We start from the raw sequence: 16,087 nt of genomic DNA on the forward strand, positions 1-16,087 counted from the left end.
CGATACATCCGGCATCACAGCTGAAAGGCACGGCGTTCGCCACGGTTAGGAAGCATTCGCATCTTCTGCAATGGCTCGAGTCGCGTTTTGGTGAGGGCGCGCCAGAAAATAGAATGCGGCGATGTGCGTGATCATCAGCAGCGGTACATAGATGATCGGGATCGCGTAGGTGGCGCCCAGCTGCTCCGCATGTGCAGGGAGGCCGACCTGTATCGCGTGGTAATAATCGACGACGAGGTCGGTCATTCCGACCAGGTTGAAGGCGACGACGAGCGGCCAGAAGAGCTGCGGTAGCCTCACCGTGAGCAGCGCCAGCATCGCCAGCACCCCTGTCGCGAAATCGCCATAGGCGGCGAACACGGCGAAACCGGCCGGCAGATCGGGGCTTACGACGCCCGGCAGGATGAACACGAGGCCGAAGAAGCGGAAGCTGTGCAGCGTGGCGATGGCGCGCTGCGCCGCGACCCGGTCCATTGAGCTCAGCCACGGCAACCCGTATGCGCCGAAGCAAAGCAGCCACGCGACATAGCCGAGAACGAGATGGATTTGGAACAGCATTTCGGTGGGCATTTGGCCTCCTGTCAGCAGCTGGTTCACGCAGGCTCCCAGCCAGTCCGGTTACCTCTAGGCCAGCTTTCATAGTTCGACTAGGCGGTGTAATCATCACAGCCCATGAAGCAGAACTACACAGTCCGACACGGTGCGCTGGAGGGGATCGAGGCTTTCCTGGCCGTCGCCAGGCGCCGCAATTTCCGCCGTGCCGCAGCCGATCTCGGGGTGACGCCATCCGCTGTGAGCCAGGCGGTGCGCACGCTGGAAGCCCGCATGGGTGCGGCGCTGTTCGTCCGCACGACCCGAAGCGTCGGTTTGACCGAGGCCGGTCAGCGGTTCCTGGACCGTGCGGGCCCTGCCTTCGAGGAACTCGTCGCGGCAGGCGAAGCCGTACGCGACCTTGGCCAACGGCCGACCGGGTTGCTGCGCCTCTCCGTACCCCGCGCCGTCGTGCCGCTGATCCTGGAGCCGATGATCGCGTCCTTCTGCCGGGCCTATCCCGAGATCGAACTGGAGATCGCCGCGAGCGACGAGATGGTCGATCTCGCGACCGGCGGGTTCGATGCCGGCATCCGCCTCGGCCAGTTCATCGCGCCCGACATGGTCGCCGTGCGACTGACGCCATCGTTCCCGTTCGTGGTCGTCGGCAGCCCGGACTATCTCGAACGCCACGGCCGCCCCGAGCGTGTGGACGACTTGCGCCACCACGCCTGCCTGCGATTGCGCCGCTCGAACGGCGCCCTTGCGCCCTGGTCGTTCGTCGACGGCAACGAGGCAATCGAGGCGATGGTCTCAGGGCCGCTGATCGCGCACGACTATCCGACGTTGCTCGGTGCGGCGATACAGGGCATCGGGCTGGCCCAGACGCCTCGTCCCGTCGCCGCAGGCCCCATAGAACAGGGAAAACTCAAATCGGTGCTGGACGGCGTCGCCGCCACGACGCCGGGCGTTTTCCTCTACCATCCCGGCAAACGCCAGATCCTGCCGAAGCTGCGCGCCTTCATCGATCACCTCAAATACGAGGCGTGAGGCAATGAAGGATGTCGCCCCTGCCCCCTCACGCTGTCTTCTGCGTCACCAATAGCGGCCGCCTCATACGTGCAGTAGTTGCCCGCTCGAACCAAATCTTTCACGGTACAAATATAAGAAATAAATAAGTAAAAAATACCACGATATGAACCGTACCCGTCAAGAATGTTGTTCTTTCAGTACTAAAGCTCACGTTGCATATGAAGAGCGCTAAAATCAAAAGCACTGTGTCAGTCGCTGGAAGCCCCAGGGTTAACCCTCTTCCCGTCAGCAGGCTGGCGGCTGCGACCGCCGGTATTGTCAAACCAATTGTAGCGCAAGCCGAACCCATCGCGACATTCAAGCCGCGCTGCAGCTCATTGTTGAGGGAAGCGCGAACCGCCGAAATGGCCTCAGGCATCAAAACCAGCCCCGCGATCAATGCCCCCACAATACTGTCAGCCTGTGTCACCTTATAGGTAACGAGCGTATTTTCAACACTTGCGGCGACTTGCTCGGCGAGCATGACAATGCCAATCAGCCCGATTAACAGGAGCAGAGTGCTGGCAGAGATGCTTTCGTGAGGGGCAGTCCGCAGCGAAACGCCGTGCGCCTGCCCTTCGACAAAGTCGTCTCGGTGCCGCACAGTCTGCGCGAACACAAAACTTGCATAAAGCAGCACCGAAAGCACGCTCACGAAACCAAGTTGAGCTGCTGAAAATGTGCCAGGACCCGTAGTTCGTGTGTAGGTCGGCAGGATAAGCGTCATGACGGTCAGCGCGGCCAGAACCGCCAGATATGCGCTGGTCCCTTGTCGAACGATTGCCTGCTTGCGATGGCGCCAGCCGCCAAGCGTGAGACACGTGCCGACAACGCCGGTAGATGTAATCATCACCGTCGAAAAGACGGACTCACGTGCAAGCGTAGGGTTGTTCTCTCCATGCAGCATCATGGAAACGATGATCGACACTTCGATTGCCGTGACGGCAAAAGTCAGCACCAACGTACCGTAAGGCTCCCCTATACGCCGAGCTACCGCTTCGGCGTGGTCGAGCACCACGAAAATGGTGATAAACATGATCGCACTCGAAAGCGTTCCGACGAGGATCCTGACGCTCGGCGAACCTTCGTCTACCGACAGCCCGCTGGCTCTGACTGCGACAGCCATCACCAAGGCGGCCAACGGCATCGCATAAGAAGTCACCGATCGCGCGAAACCACTCATTCAGGCCCTGTGCGTTTCTGCGAACCTAGCGGAAAGCCTATACTCACGCCGTCTTCTGCGTCACCAATCCCAGTTCCTCGACCATCGCCTGACGCATCAGGAACTTCTGCGGCTTGCCGGTCACCGTCATCGGCAATTCGGAGCGGAAGCGGATGTAGCGGGGAATCTTGTAGTGGGCGATCTGGCCGGCGCAGAAGTTTTTGATTTCCTGCTCGCTGACGATCTGGCCGGGCTTGAGCACGATCCAGGCGCACAGCTCCTCGCCATATTTGGCGTCGGGAATGCCGAACACCTGCACTTCCTTGACCTTGGGATGGCGGTAGAGGAATTCCTCGACCTCGCGCGGGTAGACGTTCTCGCCGCCGCGTATGACCATGTCCTTGACCCGGCCGACGATGTTGCAATAGCCCTCGGCGTCGATGGTGGCGAGGTCGCCGGTGTGCATCCAGCCGTCGCTGTCGATCGCCTCGCGGGTCTTCTCGTCGTCTTCCCAGTAACCCTTCATCACGGAATACCCACGTGTGCAAAGCTCGCCCGGCGCGCCGACGGCGACGGTGGCGCCATCGGCATCGACCGCCTTGACCTCGACATGGGGATGGACGCGCCCGACCGTCGAGACGCGCTTTTCCAGCGGATCGTCGACGCCGCTCTGGAACGAGACCGGGCTGGTCTCGGTCATGCCATACGCGATGGTCACCTCCTCCATATGCATCAGCGACACCACCTTCTTCATCACCTCGATCGGGCATGGCGAGCCGGCCATGATGCCGGTGCGCAGGCTGGAGAGATCGAAGGACGGGAAGTCCGGATGATCGAGGAGTGCGACGAACATGGTCGGCACCCCGTAGAGCCCGGTGCAGCGTTCCCGAGCCACCGCCTTCAGCGTGGCGCCGGCATCGAAGCCCTCGCCCGGAAAAACCATGGTGGCGCCCTTCGACACGCAGCCCATCGTGCCCATCGACATGCCGAAACAGTGATAGAGCGGCACCGGGATGCAGAGCCGGTCGTCGACGGTGAGCTTGATCGCCGAAGTGACGAAATTGCCGTTGTTGACGATGTTGCTGTGGGTCAGCGTCGCGCCCTTGGGCGCCCCTGTCGTGCCCGAGGTGAACTGGATGTTGATGGCCTCGCCCGGTCTCAGCCCCTCCGAGATGCGGTCGAGGCTGTCATGCTCGTCGCGCCCGGCCATGGCCAGCACATCACCGAAATTGAACATGCCGGGCGAGTTCTCGTCGCCCATGCGGATGACGATCTTCAGCGCCGGCAGTTTTTGCGCCTTGAGTTTGCCCGGCGTGGCCTTCGCGATCTCCGGCGCCAGTGTCTCGATCATGCCGAGATAGTCGGAGGTCTTGAACTTGGCCGCGGTGACCAGCGCCTTGCAGCCGACCTTGTTCAGCGCGTAGTCGAGCTCGGTCAGCCGGTAGGCCGGGTTGATGTTGACCAGGATCAGGCCGATGCGGGCAGTGGCGAATTGCGTCACCAGCCATTCCCAGCGGTTGGGCGACCATATGCCGACGCGATCGCCCTTTACCAGCCCTAGCGCCAGGAAGCCGGCGGCCAGCGCGTCGACCGTGTCCGACAGTTCGCTCCAGGTGAAGCGCTTGTCCTGATCGACGAAAACGGCCGCATCAAGCGTGCCGTATTTGCTGACCGTGTCGGAAAACAGCGCCGGGATCGTCATGTCGAGCAGCGGCACGTTGCGCTCGCCCGAGACATGCGCCTTGCCGTCGACAGGTGCTACGAAAACACCGCCATTGCGCGCTCCGCGTCCGCGCAAACTGGTGGCGCTCTTCAGCTCGTCGAGATGGACTGGCATCGCTCTCTCCTCCCGGGACTGGCCAAACCTATCAGCCCGAGGGCGTGGTGAAAATCCCGCCGAAAGTCGTGTCGAGGCAACGATCCGGTCAACGATGCTTCGGAGACTCGCGCTTGCTGACGAAGCATCAAAACGCAAAAACCCGCCTGGGCGGCGGGTCACTGGCGCAATTCAGCACCATGGCCAAATTAGTAGCATAACTGCCCTCACAAGTCAATGAAACGCTGCCGGCACAAAGGCATCTACATTGCCGGACCGGCCGCCGTCAGGGTTCTTGTCAAGCTGGGGTTCGAAGCCCCAAGGATGTGGCGGGCGGGAAGGGCCGCCGCTATCCGGCCGCTGCCGCTACCTTCACGGCAATGTCGCGCAGGATCGCTTCATCCGCCGCCGCCCGTGTCTTCTTCGAGGCCACGAGACAGGCCTGCGATCGCAGGACGAGGCCATCGCCAAGCACCTTGAGATGATTGGCGCGTAGCGTCGAGCCAGTGGTGGTGATGTCGACGATGACATCGGCCAGCCCCGCGGCCGGCGCGCCTTCGGTGGCACCAAGGCTCTCGACGATGCGATAGACTTGGATGCCATGCTTCTGCGAGAAGAATTGCTGGGTCAGCCGCCAGTATTTGGTGGCGATGCGCAATCGCCTGCCGTGGCGCTGGCGGAAATCGGCGGCGACATCGTCAAGGTCGGCCATGGTGTCGACGTCGAGCCATATGTCCGGCACGGCAACCACGACATCGGCACTGCCAAAGCCGAGACGGGCGACGATTTCGGCGCGGGTCTCCCAGTCAGCGAGGTTCTCTCGCACCAGATCTTCGCCGGTGATGCCGAGATCGACCGTGCCCTGGCCGATCTCGCCTGATATCTCGGAAGCCGACAGGAACACCACTTCGACATTGTCCAGGCCCTCGACGCGGGCGTGGTACTTGCGTTCGTCGCCGGGCAGGCTGACGGCAAGTCCGGCTTTGGCCAGTATTTCCAGCGCCTGCTCCTTCAGGCGACCTTTCGACGGGATCGCGAGCGTGATCATGGCGCCGTCTCCCGCAACGCCTCGATGCGGTCGAGCCAGACGGAAAAGCCGACGCCGGGGATCGGCGTCTTCGCGCCAAGCAAGGTCAGCAGCCGGTCGTAGCGGCCGCCACCGGCCAACGGCCGGTCGCCATTGTCAGCCGCGATTTCGAAAACCAGGCCGGTGTAGTAATCGAGCGGACGGCCGAAGGCGGCATCGTAACGGATGTTTCCGGCCGGCAGGCCATGCGCCTCGATCGCCCTGGCGCGGGCGGCGAACTTCTCCAGCGCGCTATCGAGCGAAAGCCCGCCAGCGCTGGCGAAGGAGGCCAGCGCCTCGGCCGCGCCATCGAGCGGCACGTCGATCGCCAGAAAACCCTTCAGCGCAGCAAAGGCTTCGTTCGACAGCCGCACGCTGCGCAGTTCGGCCTTTTCGATCAGCCGCCGTGCAATGTCGGATGGCGGGCGGCCGGCGGATGCCGACAGCCCCGCCTCTTCCATGCCGCCGGCGATGTGAGCCGAAAGTCCGTCCAGATCACCGTCGAGAACGAGGGCGGCGACCGGGCCGGAGAGCTGACCGTTGCGCGGCGGATTGGCGAGATCTGCGAGTGCCGCCTCAAGCATCGGCGCCGAACCGAAGGCGCGGGCAAGACGCATACGCCAGCCGCGGGGCAGGCCAAGGGAAGCCAGCACAGCCTCGAAAATGGTCTGGTCGCCGAGCGTGATCGCCAGGGCCTGGCCGGGCAGCACCAAGGAAAGCAGCGCATGCGCGTCCGCCAGCGAGCGGGCATCGGCTTCAGCGGTGTCACGGTCGCCGAGGTCCTCGATACCGGCCTGGAAGAACTCGTTGCCGCCCTCGCGACGCTGGCGAAAGACCTCGCCGAGATAGGAATAGCGCCGCGGCGTCCCGGCCTGCGAATTTATGTGGTCGAGACAAACCGGAATGGTGAATTCAGGCCGCAGGCACAATGTCTGCCCCGTCTCGCTTTCGGTCAGAAAGATACGGCGGCGCAAATCCTCGCCGGCCATGTCGAGGAACGGGTCGGCCGGCTGCAGCACCGCGACCTCGACGGCATGCGTGTCGCGGGTGGCGAAGAGGTTGGTGATGTCGGCTGCGATGGCGGGGTAGCGGGAGGTCATCGATCGGATGGGCGCGAGGCACCCCCCTCTGGCCTGCCGGCCATCTCCCCCGCAAGGGGGGAGATTGGCAGCTTGAGGCTCAGCGCCTCTCCTTCAACGCTGGAGATTGGCGAAAGCCCACGTGACATCCGATCTCCCCCCATGCGGGGGAGATGGCCGGCAGGCCAGAGGGGGGTGTTCAAGCGTCACCTTTCGCGCGATCGGCAGCCTGCGCCGCCAAAATCTTCTTCACCTCGGCAACCAGCTCACCCTCCGCGACCGTCACCTGCGCCGGACGGGCGGCGCGCCATTCGGCGTTGTCTGTGATCTCGGCCGACATGCGCGCGCCTTCGATCAGGTCCTTGATCTGCAACTCGCCCTTGGCGCGCTCGTCGCCACCCTGGATGATTGCGACCGGGCAGCCGCGACGGTCGGCATATTTGAGCTGTGCTTTCATGCCGGCGCCGCCGAGGTACATTTCGGAGCGGATGCCGGCGGCACGCAGCTCCGACACCATCTTCTGGTAACGGCCGAGACTGTCGATATCCTTGTCCATCACCAGCACCACGACCGGCGCGATCACGTCCGAGGTGTCGAGCTTGCCGAGGTTCTTCAGCGCGGTCATCAGCCTGGAGACGCCGATGGAAAAACCGGTCGCCGGCACCGGCTCGCCGCGAAAGCGCGAGACCAGGCCATCATAACGGCCGCCGCCACCGACCGAGCCGAAGCGCACGATCTGGCCGTCCTCATTGGGGATTTCCGCCAGCAACTCGGCCTCGAAGACGGGGCCGGTGTAATATTCGAGGCCGCGCACGACGGAACGGTCCATGGCAATACGGTCCTCGCCATATCCGGCCCCCCTGACCAAGGCTTCAATCGTCGCGAGTTCGCCCACACCTTCCTGGTAGACTGCGTTCGAACTGACCATGGCATCCTTGCCGGCCTGTGTATTCCTCGCCGTCGCGAGAAGGACTGCCTCGGCTTGCCCGCTGTTCAACCCGGCGCCCTTGGCGAAGTCGCCTTCGCCTTCCTTGCCGCCATCCCAGCGCCCCGGCCCAAGCAGAAGCCTCACCCCTTCCGGCCCAAGCTTGTCCAGCTTGTCGATCGCGCGCAGCACCGTCAGCCGGCGGCCGGCATTCTCGTCGCCGCCAAGACCAATCGCCTCCAGAACGCCGTCCAGAACCTTGCGGTTGTTGACGCGGATGACGTAGTCGCCGCGCTTGATGCCGAGCGCTTCCATGACGTCTGCCATCATCATCGCCATCTCGGCGTCGGCGGCCACGCCCGGCGTGCCGATCGTGTCGGCGTCGAACTGCATGAACTGGCGGAAGCGGCCAGGGCCCGGCTTCTCGTTGCGGAACACCCAGCCGGAGCGATAGCTGCGATAGGGTTTCGGCAGGCGCTCATAGTTCTCGGCGACAAAGCGCGCCGTCGGCGCGGTCAGGTCATAGCGCAGCGACAGCCATTGGTCGTCGTCATCCTGGAAGGAGAACACGCCTTCGTTGGGCCGGTCCTGGTCGGGCAGGAATTTTCCAAGCGCATCGGTGTATTCGATCAGCGGCTGGTCGGCCGGTTCGAAGCCATAAAGCTCATAGACCGAGCGGATCGTCGCCATCATCTTCTCGACGGCGCGGATGTCCTCTGCGCTGCGGTCGGCAAAACCGCGCGGCAGTCGCGCTTTCGTCTTTTCCGATTTATCGGCCATGAGCTGGATCTTTTTTGTTGGGTAAATGCGGACTTGTTTCAAGTGCGCGTGTCCTAGCCGAACCGGCTTTGTGCGGCAAGGCCGCCGAGGCGCACCCATCTGCACTCTCTCAGAGAGATGGGTGCGAGCGCCCGCCTTCGTTTCAGCCGCCCCTGAAACAGAAACGCACCGAGAATGAAACAATCCCACCATGGGCGCGGCATCGTGCCGACACAATCGCGGTCGATAAACGCGCCGAAATGAGGGGTTCGCGGCGATGACCAGCACAGCAAGATTTCATACCATCGGCAGCGATGCCGGCGAATTGCCCGCACGCTTGCGCCCGGCCGACATCCACGCTCCGAAAATGGTCAGCCAGGCTGCCGGCCCGTTCGAAGTCCCGGCCGACACCGGCAACAGCCCGTCCATGCGCGACGCGTTGATGACCGGGCTGCTGGTGATCTATCCAACAGTGGCCACGGTGGTGGCGATCGTCGCCGGCCTGGTGCTGGCCAGCGCCAACGGCACCTGAGCCTATTTCGGCCGTTTAAAGGCCTTCCGCTGCTTCTCAACCTCTTTGCGGCAGACACAGCCCTCGAGATGGTCGTTGACCAGACCCATCGCCTGCATGAAGGCGTAGACGGTGGTCGGGCCGACAAAGCTCCAGCCGCGCTTCTTCAACTCCTTTGAAATTCGCACCGAGACGGCCGTGGTCGGGTTGGCGCGCAGATGGGCGAGATCGACGATCTGCGGCCGCTCATCCTTGCCGGGTTCGAACTTCCAGAACCAGGCGGCCAGCGAGCCGAATTCATCCACCATTTCGCGGGCGCGCTTAGCGTTGTTGATGGTCGAGACGATCTTGCCGCGATGGCGGATGATGCCGGCATTGCCGAGCAGGCGCTCGACATCCTTGTCGGTGAAGGCGGCGATCTTGTCGAATTCGAAATTGGCGAAGGCTTCGCGAAAATTCTCCCGCTTGCGCAGGATGGTCAGCCACGACAGGCCCGACTGAAAGCCTTCGAGGCAGATCTTTTCGAACAGCCTGTGGTCATCGGCCACCGGCCGTCCCCACTCATGGTCGTGGTAGTGCAGGTAATCAGGCAGATTGCCGTGCCAGAAGCAGCGCGCGACACCGTCGGGACCGGCGAGCAGGCCGGTGTTTTCCTTGTTCATAAGCAAAAATCCGTTCGTTAATATGCTTCTGCGCTGCATTTACTGCGGCTTTACCAGATTCCTGAACCCGGCGGTAACCACACCAAAAGGTTTACTGACACTTGCGCATTTTACGCATTCCGATTCATGTTTCGGTTGCTGCTCGCACGCCAATGATCGCCGAACCGGGAGGACGTTTCCACCCGTTTGTATCAGACGATCAAGGTGCGTTCCGATGAAGACAATTCTGTTTCCCATGCTCGGCGCCATGGCTGTGTTTGCCGCCGGCGTCACGCCCTCGACTGCCGGCGACCGCTATGTCGACAGGCCTCCGGTGATGGTGAGTCCCGACCTTTCCGCCCCTTGGGTGCTGCAGCTCGGCCATGCGCCCGGCATCGTGCGACAGAACCGCCAGATCGTGCAGCAGCAGCCGCGGCTGCGCGCTGCGCAACAGCCCGACCGGGTGCAGACGGCAGCGGTGCAGCCGCCCGCGAAACGTGTTGCCATGCGTCCGCAGATCAACCCGATCTTCCTGCCACAGGAGGTCGACTATGACGGCCCGCAGAAGCCCGGCACGATCGTCATCGACACCACGCAGAATTTCCTTTTCCTGGTCGAGAAGGACGGCAAGGCGCGGCGCTATGGCGTCGGCACCGGCAAGCCGGGCTTCGAATGGTCGGGCACGCACAAGATCACCAACAAGCGCGAATGGCCGGACTGGCGCCCGCCGGCGCAGATGATCAAGCGCGAAGCCGCCAAGGGTCGCTATCTGCCGACCTATCTGGCCGGAGGCACGGAGAACCCACTCGGCGCCCGCGCGCTCTATCTCGGCACGACCGAATACCGTATCCACGGCACCAACCAGCCGTGGACGATCGGCGGCGCGGTGTCGTCGGGTTGCATTCGCATGCGCAACGAGGACGTGGTCGACCTCTATGAACGGGTCAATGTCGGAACCACGGTCGAGGTGATATGATAGGTCTTGCGAATCACTTGGCCGGCAATGCAATCTGCTTTTGCGGGCCAGTTTAGGGATAACGGGGGACGGGTCGTATGGGGATGCGGCCAGTCAGGAAGGGCAGCACGGGAAACCGCGCTGCCCTTTCCGTTTTGATCGGCGTCTGATCCATAACAAAGACGCTTTCGTCCGTACGTCGCGCAAGAGGCATGACGGTTCGCTTTCGTGCTGCCCTTGCCGGTGTTCTTTTGCTATGTCGGCGGCAACACTCAGAGCAAAAGAGTTCACCCATGCCCCTGTCCGAAGATAGCCGTTATCTCAAGGGCGGCCCGGTTGCCCAGCGCATCATCGCAACTGTCGGCGAGGACGCGGCGATTGCCAAAGCCGAAGGTTTTGCGCCCAAGCTGATCTCGATCACCGTCGGCGACACCGCGGCGGTGGAGGTCTATGTGCGCAACCAGCGCGCCAAGGCGCAACTGGCCGGCATCGATTTCGAGGAAAGGCGCTTTCCCGCCACCATCACCGCCGGAGAGCTGGAAGCGGCGATCCACGGCCTGAATGCCGATCCGCGCGTCACCGGCATCATCATCCAGCGGCCGGTCCCTGCCCATATCCCAATCAGGACGCTGCAGGCGGCGGTGCATCCGCTAAAGGATGTCGAAGGCATGCATCCGTCCTCGATCGGCAACATCGTCTACAATCAGCTCGACCTCGCCCCCTGCACGGCGGCCGCTTCGGTCGAGCTGCTGAAGGAGACCGGCCTCGACCTCAAGGGGCTGGAAGTCGTGATCGTCGGCCATTCGGAAATCGTCGGCAAACCGATCGCCTTCCTGTTGATGAGCGAGGGCGCGACGGTAACGGTCTGCCACCACATGACGCGATCGGTCGCCGCCCATGCGCGGCGCGCCGACGCGCTGTTCGTCGCCGTCGGCAAGCCAAGGCTGATCAAGGCCGACATGGTCAAGCCGGGCGCTGCCGTGATCGACATCGGCATCAATTCCGAGATCGGACCCGACGGCTCCAGCCGCATCGTCGGCGATGTCGACACCGACAGCGTGCGCGAGGTTGCCTCGTGGATCACGCCGGTGCCGGGCGGCGTCGGCCCGATCACGGTCGCCATCTTGCTGCGCAACACAATGGTGGCGCTCAGCCGCCAGCGCGCGCTGTACGAGGCGACCTACGGCACCGCCGACAGGCTGGCGGCAGATAACGCCGGGACAGGCGGGGCTATTCCGCGGCGATCAAGCTCTCGTCCAGCACGCCTTCCGGCTTTGGCCCACCATAGGCCCAGTCGAGAAGCTTGATCGTGTGCATGACCGGCAGCTTCGCGGCGGAAGCGATCTGCGTGATGCAGCCGATATTGCCAGTGGCGACGATCGAGGCACCCGTCGCCTCGATGTTTTTCACCTTGCGGTCGCGCAGCTTCGCCGAAATCTCGGGCTGCAGGATGTTGTAGGTGCCGGCCGAACCGCAGCACAGGTGGCCTTCGCGGGGCTCGCGCACGATGAAGCCGGCCTTGGCCAGCAGTTCCTTCGGCTGGCGGGTGATCTTCTGGCCGTGCTGCATCGAGCAGGCCGAATGATAGGCGACGACGGTGCCCGGTTTGCGCACCGGTTCGGGCAAGTCGAGACCCGCCAGATACTCGGTGACGTCCTTGGCCAGGGCCGAAACGCGCGCGGCCTTGTCGGCATAGGCCGGATCGTGCCGCAGCATGAAGCCATAATCCTTGATGGTGGTGCCGCAGCCGGACGCGGTGATGACGATGGCATCAAGGCCGCCTTGTTCGATCGTACGCGTCCAGGCGTCGACATTCTGCCTTGCGGAGGCCAGGGCAGCTTGCTCCCGCCCCATATGATGCACCAGTGCGCCGCAACAGCCCTCGCCCTGCGGCACCACGACCTCGACGCCGAGCCGCGTCAGCAGCGAAATCGTCGTCTCGTTGATGGCGGGATCGAGCACCGATTGCGCGCAGCCGGTGAGGATGGCGACGCGGCCCTTTTGGGTCCCCTGCCCGGCATGGGTGCCTGGTGAAGCGCTTGGCGAGGCCGTGGGGATCGAGGCCGGGGCGAGCTTGAGCATCGCGCCGAGCGGCTTCAGCGCCGGGACCTTTTCGAACACGCCAATGAGCGGCTTGCCCAGCTTCGCAAGCTTGAGCGCAGCGCGGAAACGCGCGGGATGGGGCAGCACGAAGGCCAGCATGGCACGGGTCAGGCGGTCGAGCAGCGGCCGCTTGTAGGTCTCCTGGATATGGGCGCGGGCATGGTCGACCAGATGCATGTAGTTGACGCCCGATGGGCATGTCGTCATGCAGGCAAGGCAGGACAGGCAGCGGTCGATATGGGTGACGATGTCCTTGTCGGCGGGACGGCCGTTTTCCAGCATGTCCTTGATCAGGTAGATGCGGCCGCGCGGTGAATCGAGCTCGTTGCCCAATGTCACATAGGTCGGGCAGGTCGCGGTGCAGAAGCCGCAATGCACGCATTTGCGCAGGATCTTCTCGGATTCCGCGACGTGCGGATCGGCAAGCTGGGCAAGCGAAAAATTGGTCTGCATCGCGTTGGATCCTAGGCCATGCGGCCGGGATTGAGGATGTTTTTAGGATCGAATTCCTGCTTCAGCCGGAGGCTGAGTGCTGCCAAGGCCGGCGGCTGCGGCTCGAACACCGGCAAGGCGGCGCGATGGGAAGGTGCGGCGCGCACCAGCGTCGCATGGCCGCCGCCATGTTTCCGCAACAGCCCGCGCAGCAATGCGGCTTCCGGATCGCCCTGTTCCATGCGCAGCCACACCAGGCCGCCCTGCCAGTCATAGAAGGCGCTGACGGCGGCCTGCATGCGCAAGGCCAGCACCATCTGGTGGCCCGCTCCCGGCGTCATCGACACGCGCCACACCGGTTTCTCGCTGCTGTCGGCGAAGGGCCTGCAATCGCGCACGTCGCGCCAGATCAGCCGTGAAATTTCTCCGGAAATCTCCTCCAGCGGCCCGGCCTTGCCGAGCAGCGTTTTCAGCGCGGCGACGCGGTAGGCGACCGACGGACCAAAGCCCTCGACACGCAGCAGCGTGGCGGCCTCGCTGCCGAGCGCGCCGCCGGCGACGCGTGCGGCGATGCGCTCCGGCAGATGGGCGGCACTCGACACTTCAGCACTCGAACCGAGCGCCAATGCCATGGCTGCTGCGGCCGCATCGTCGAGCAGGCCACGGATGGCGAGCGTGACTTCGGTCTCGGCGGCCGGCAGCACCTTGAAAGTGACGTCGGTGAACACGGCCAGCGTGCCCCAGCTGTTGGCCATCAGCTTCGACATGTCATAGCCGGTGACGTTCTTGACGACGCGACCGCCCGACTTGAAGGCCTCGCCACGGCCCGACACTACATTGATGCCCAGAATATGATCGCGTGCCGCGCCCGCCTTCAGCCGGCGCGGACCGGAAAGGTTCGCGGCGAGCACGCCGCCGATCGTTCCTTTGCCAGCTTCGTCGCCAAGCAGCGGGCCGTAGTCCATCGGCTCGAAGGCAAGCTGCTGGCCGTTTTCCGCCAGCAACTTCTCGATGTCGGCCAGCGGTGTGCCTGCCTTGGCCGACAGCACCAGTTCGGCGGGTTCGTAAAGCGTGACACCGGCGAGCTTCGACAGGTCGAGCGTGTGTTCGGTTTGCAGCGGACGGCCGATGCCGCGCTTGGACCCATGGCCAAGGATTTCGAGCGGCGCCTCTTCCGCCACCGCCCAGGCGACGGTGGACAGGACTTCGTCTGAAGTGGTTGGCGTGAAGGTGGTCATGAGGAGAACGCGCCAGTCGTGAATACCGAGATGCCGCGATCCTTGGCGCCCCCCTCTGTCCTACCGGACATCTCCCCCTCAAGGGGGGAGATTTGCTGACGGTCTTGCTTTCGCCAATCCCCAACCGAGGCGGTAGGGCGAGATGTCGAAGCTGCCGATCTCCCCCCTTGAGGGGGAGATGTCCGGCAGGACAGAGGGGGGTGTTCAAGCGCCGACATGTCCCTCAAAACCTCGGAATGTCCGGAAACGGCAGCTTGCCGCCGGAAATGTGCATGCGGCCGAGTTCGGCGCAGCGGCGGAGCTGCGGGAAGACCTTGCCGGGGTTGAGCAGATGGTTGGGATCGAAGGCGCATTTGACGCGCATCTGCTGGTCGAGGTCGACCTGGGTGAACATTTCCGGCATCAGGTCGCGTTTTTCCACGCCCACCCCGTGTTCGCCGGTCAAGACGCCGCCGACCTTGACGCAGAGTCGCAATATGTCGGCGCCAAAGCCTTCCGCCTTGTCGAGCTCACCCGGCACATTGGCATCGTAGAGGATCAGTGGGTGCAGATTGCCGTCGCCGGCGTGAAAGACATTGGCGACGCCGAGACCGTATTTCTCCGACAGTTCGCGCATGCCGGCGAGCACGCGCGGCAGTTCCTTGCGCGGGATGGTGCCATCCATGCAGTAATAATCGGGCGAGATGCGGCCGACCGCCGGGAAAGCCGCCTTGCGGCCGGCCCAGAAGCTCAGCCGCTCCTGCTCGGATTGCGAGATGCGGCAGGTGGTCGAGCCGTTCTTGTAGGCGATGGCCTCGACGAGACCGATCAGATGATCGACCTCGACGCCCGGTCCGTCGAGCTCGACGATCAGCAGCGCCTCGACATCGAGGGGATAGCCGGCGTGGACGAAATCCTCGGCCGCGTGAATCGCCGGTCGGTCCATCATCTCCATGCCGCCTGGAATGATGCCGGCGCCGATGATGTCGGCGACGCACTGGCCGCCCTGCTCGCTGGTCGGGAAACCAATCAGCAAAGCGCGCGCCGTCTCCGGCTTCTTGAGGATGCGCACGGTGACCTCGGTGACGACCCCGAGAAGCCCTTCCGAGCCGGTCATGATGCCAAGCAGGTCGTAGCCTTCCGCATCGAGGTGACTGCCGCCCAGCCGCACCACCTCGCCATTCATCAGCACCATCTCGATGCCGAGCACATTGTTGGCGGTGAGGCCGTATTTCAGGCAGTGCACGCCGCCGGAATTCTCCGCGACGTTGCCGCCGATCGAGCAGGCGATCTGGGAGGATGGATCGGGGGCGTAGTAAAAGCCCTCCTGCTCGACGGCGGTGGTGATGCCGAGATTGGTGACGCCCGGCTGGGCGATGACGACACGATTGGGAAAATCGATCGCAAGGACGCGGTTGAAACGGCTCATGACCAGCAGCACCGCATCTTCCAGCGGCAGCGCGCCGCCCGACAGCGAGGTGCCGGAGCCGCGCGGCACGACGCGGATGTTGCGGTCGTTGCAATATTTCAGCACGCGGGAAACCTGCGCCACCGTTTGGGGCAAAACGACAACCAGTGGCAGCTGTCGATAGGCGGTCAGGCCGTCGCTCTCGAAAGCGCGCATGGAATTTGCGGCGTCGACGACGCCCTCGCCCTGCACGATAATGCGCATGTCGGCGACGATCTCATCGCGCCGGCGCATCGTCGCGTCGTCTGGTTTCGGCATGGCCAGGCCGGACATCAACAGCCTCGTTTCGCTTGACTGGTCAAAATCATTTACCAGTGAAGCGCGCTGGTTGCAAATGCTGCGGTGGTGCGA

Annotated in this window: 14 protein-coding genes; 4 read left to right on the forward strand and 10 right to left on the reverse strand. The window is 63.6% G+C overall.

Annotated features, from left to right (window positions below; translation table 11 throughout):
• Nucleotides 1-45 precede the first annotated feature (45 nt).
• Nucleotides 46-570: a DUF8737 domain-containing protein gene (locus NKJ90_RS22870; RefSeq protein WP_023756811.1), complete on the reverse strand. Its 525-nt coding sequence runs from the start codon at nucleotides 568-570 to the stop codon at nucleotides 46-48.
• 102 nt (nucleotides 571-672) lie between these two features.
• On the opposite strand from NKJ90_RS22870, the gene NKJ90_RS22875 reads away from it, so the two are divergent.
• Nucleotides 673-1,581 (forward strand): LysR substrate-binding domain-containing protein, encoded by a 909-nt coding sequence (locus tag NKJ90_RS22875; RefSeq protein ID WP_023756812.1) that lies wholly within the window; start codon nucleotides 673-675, stop codon nucleotides 1,579-1,581.
• 100 nt (nucleotides 1,582-1,681) lie between these two features.
• Here NKJ90_RS22875 and NKJ90_RS22880 read toward each other — a convergent pair whose 3' ends face one another.
• The 5 genes from NKJ90_RS22880 to hisS form a co-directional block, all read right to left on the reverse strand.
• Nucleotides 1,682-2,638, reverse strand: coding sequence for a calcium:cation antiporter (locus NKJ90_RS22880; protein WP_245266365.1), 957 nt, complete (start codon nucleotides 2,636-2,638; stop codon nucleotides 1,682-1,684).
• 190 nt (nucleotides 2,639-2,828) lie between these two features.
• A complete protein-coding gene (locus NKJ90_RS22885; protein ID WP_352486812.1) occupies nucleotides 2,829-4,601 on the reverse strand; it encodes an AMP-binding protein in 1,773 nt (590 codons plus the stop codon).
• Between the two features lie 328 nt (nucleotides 4,602-4,929).
• A complete protein-coding gene (hisG, locus tag NKJ90_RS22890; RefSeq protein WP_023756815.1) occupies nucleotides 4,930-5,628 on the reverse strand; it encodes an ATP phosphoribosyltransferase in 699 nt (232 codons plus the stop codon).
• Nucleotides 5,625-6,746 (reverse strand): ATP phosphoribosyltransferase regulatory subunit, encoded by a 1,122-nt coding sequence (locus tag NKJ90_RS22895; RefSeq protein ID WP_023756816.1) that lies wholly within the window; start codon nucleotides 6,744-6,746, stop codon nucleotides 5,625-5,627. The genes hisG and NKJ90_RS22895 overlap by 4 nt, the downstream gene beginning before the upstream one ends.
• Nucleotides 6,747-6,924: 178 nt before the next feature.
• Nucleotides 6,925-8,430: a histidine--tRNA ligase gene (hisS, locus tag NKJ90_RS22900; protein WP_023756817.1), complete on the reverse strand. Its 1,506-nt coding sequence runs from the start codon at nucleotides 8,428-8,430 to the stop codon at nucleotides 6,925-6,927.
• A gap of 256 nt (nucleotides 8,431-8,686) precedes the next feature.
• Between hisS and NKJ90_RS22905 the strand changes: the two genes are divergently transcribed.
• Nucleotides 8,687-8,941: a hypothetical protein gene (locus tag NKJ90_RS22905; RefSeq protein WP_023756818.1), complete on the forward strand. Its 255-nt coding sequence runs from the start codon at nucleotides 8,687-8,689 to the stop codon at nucleotides 8,939-8,941.
• 2 nt (nucleotides 8,942-8,943) lie between these two features.
• Here the strand turns inward: NKJ90_RS22905 and NKJ90_RS22910 are convergent, their stop codons facing one another.
• Entirely contained in the window at nucleotides 8,944-9,582 is a 639-nt protein-coding gene (locus NKJ90_RS22910; RefSeq protein WP_023756819.1) for a DNA-3-methyladenine glycosylase I, read from the reverse strand.
• A 214-nt stretch (nucleotides 9,583-9,796) separates the two neighbouring features.
• Here NKJ90_RS22910 and NKJ90_RS22915 point away from each other — a divergent pair, with 214 nt between their 5' ends.
• The gene (locus tag NKJ90_RS22915) at nucleotides 9,797-10,537 is read left to right on the forward strand and encodes a L,D-transpeptidase (RefSeq protein WP_023756820.1); all 741 of its coding nucleotides are present in this window, start codon (nucleotides 9,797-9,799) and stop codon (nucleotides 10,535-10,537) included.
• Nucleotides 10,538-10,809: 272 nt separating this feature from the next.
• Nucleotides 10,810-11,823 (forward strand): bifunctional 5,10-methylenetetrahydrofolate dehydrogenase/5,10-methenyltetrahydrofolate cyclohydrolase, encoded by a 1,014-nt coding sequence (locus NKJ90_RS22920; protein WP_023756821.1) that lies wholly within the window; start codon nucleotides 10,810-10,812, stop codon nucleotides 11,821-11,823.
• Here the strand turns inward: NKJ90_RS22920 and glcF are convergent.
• The 3 genes from glcF to NKJ90_RS22935 all read right to left on the reverse strand — a co-directional run bounded on the left by glcF (nucleotide 11,747) and on the right by NKJ90_RS22935 (nucleotide 16,009).
• Nucleotides 11,747-13,072 (reverse strand): glycolate oxidase subunit GlcF, encoded by a 1,326-nt coding sequence (gene glcF / locus NKJ90_RS22925; RefSeq protein ID WP_023756822.1) that lies wholly within the window; start codon nucleotides 13,070-13,072, stop codon nucleotides 11,747-11,749. The genes NKJ90_RS22920 and glcF overlap by 77 nt on opposite strands.
• A gap of 11 nt (nucleotides 13,073-13,083) precedes the next feature.
• On the reverse strand, nucleotides 13,084-14,289 hold the full coding sequence (locus tag NKJ90_RS22930; RefSeq protein WP_023756823.1) for an FAD-binding protein: 1,206 nt from the start codon (nucleotides 14,287-14,289) through the stop codon (nucleotides 13,084-13,086).
• A gap of 223 nt (nucleotides 14,290-14,512) precedes the next feature.
• Nucleotides 14,513-16,009, reverse strand: coding sequence for an FAD-linked oxidase C-terminal domain-containing protein (locus NKJ90_RS22935; protein ID WP_023756824.1), 1,497 nt, complete (start codon nucleotides 16,007-16,009; stop codon nucleotides 14,513-14,515).
• Nucleotides 16,010-16,087: the final 78 nt, after the last annotated feature.

The sequence above is a fragment of the Mesorhizobium sp. M0051 genome (genome assembly GCF_040323235.1).
GTDB lineage: Bacteria > Pseudomonadota > Alphaproteobacteria > Rhizobiales > Rhizobiaceae > Mesorhizobium.

Coding starts and splice junctions, on each gene's coding strand:
- NKJ90_RS22885 (WP_352486812.1), bottom strand. CDS start 4,601: ATGCCAGTCCATCTCGACGAGCTGAAGAGCGCCACCAGTTTGCGCGGA.
- NKJ90_RS22880 (WP_245266365.1), bottom strand. CDS start 2,638: ATGTTTATCACCATTTTCGTGGTGCTCGACCACGCCGAAGCGGTAGCT.
- NKJ90_RS22875 (WP_023756812.1), top strand. CDS start 673: ATGAAGCAGAACTACACAGTCCGACACGGTGCGCTGGAGGGGATCGAG.
- NKJ90_RS22905 (WP_023756818.1), top strand. CDS start 8,687: ATGACCAGCACAGCAAGATTTCATACCATCGGCAGCGATGCCGGCGAA.
- hisG (WP_023756815.1), bottom strand. CDS start 5,628: ATGATCACGCTCGCGATCCCGTCGAAAGGTCGCCTGAAGGAGCAGGCG.
- NKJ90_RS22915 (WP_023756820.1), top strand. CDS start 9,797: ATGAAGACAATTCTGTTTCCCATGCTCGGCGCCATGGCTGTGTTTGCC.
- glcF (WP_023756822.1), bottom strand. CDS start 13,072: ATGCAGACCAATTTTTCGCTTGCCCAGCTTGCCGATCCGCACGTCGCG.
- NKJ90_RS22870 (WP_023756811.1), bottom strand. CDS start 570: ATGCCCACCGAAATGCTGTTCCAAATCCATCTCGTTCTCGGCTATGTC.
- NKJ90_RS22895 (WP_023756816.1), bottom strand. CDS start 6,746: ATGACCTCCCGCTACCCCGCCATCGCAGCCGACATCACCAACCTCTTC.
- NKJ90_RS22930 (WP_023756823.1), bottom strand. CDS start 14,289: ATGACCACCTTCACGCCAACCACTTCAGACGAAGTCCTGTCCACCGTC.
- hisS (WP_023756817.1), bottom strand. CDS start 8,430: ATGGCCGATAAATCGGAAAAGACGAAAGCGCGACTGCCGCGCGGTTTT.
- NKJ90_RS22910 (WP_023756819.1), bottom strand. CDS start 9,582: ATGAACAAGGAAAACACCGGCCTGCTCGCCGGTCCCGACGGTGTCGCG.
- NKJ90_RS22935 (WP_023756824.1), bottom strand. CDS start 16,009: ATGTCCGGCCTGGCCATGCCGAAACCAGACGACGCGACGATGCGCCGG.
- NKJ90_RS22920 (WP_023756821.1), top strand. CDS start 10,810: ATGCCCCTGTCCGAAGATAGCCGTTATCTCAAGGGCGGCCCGGTTGCC.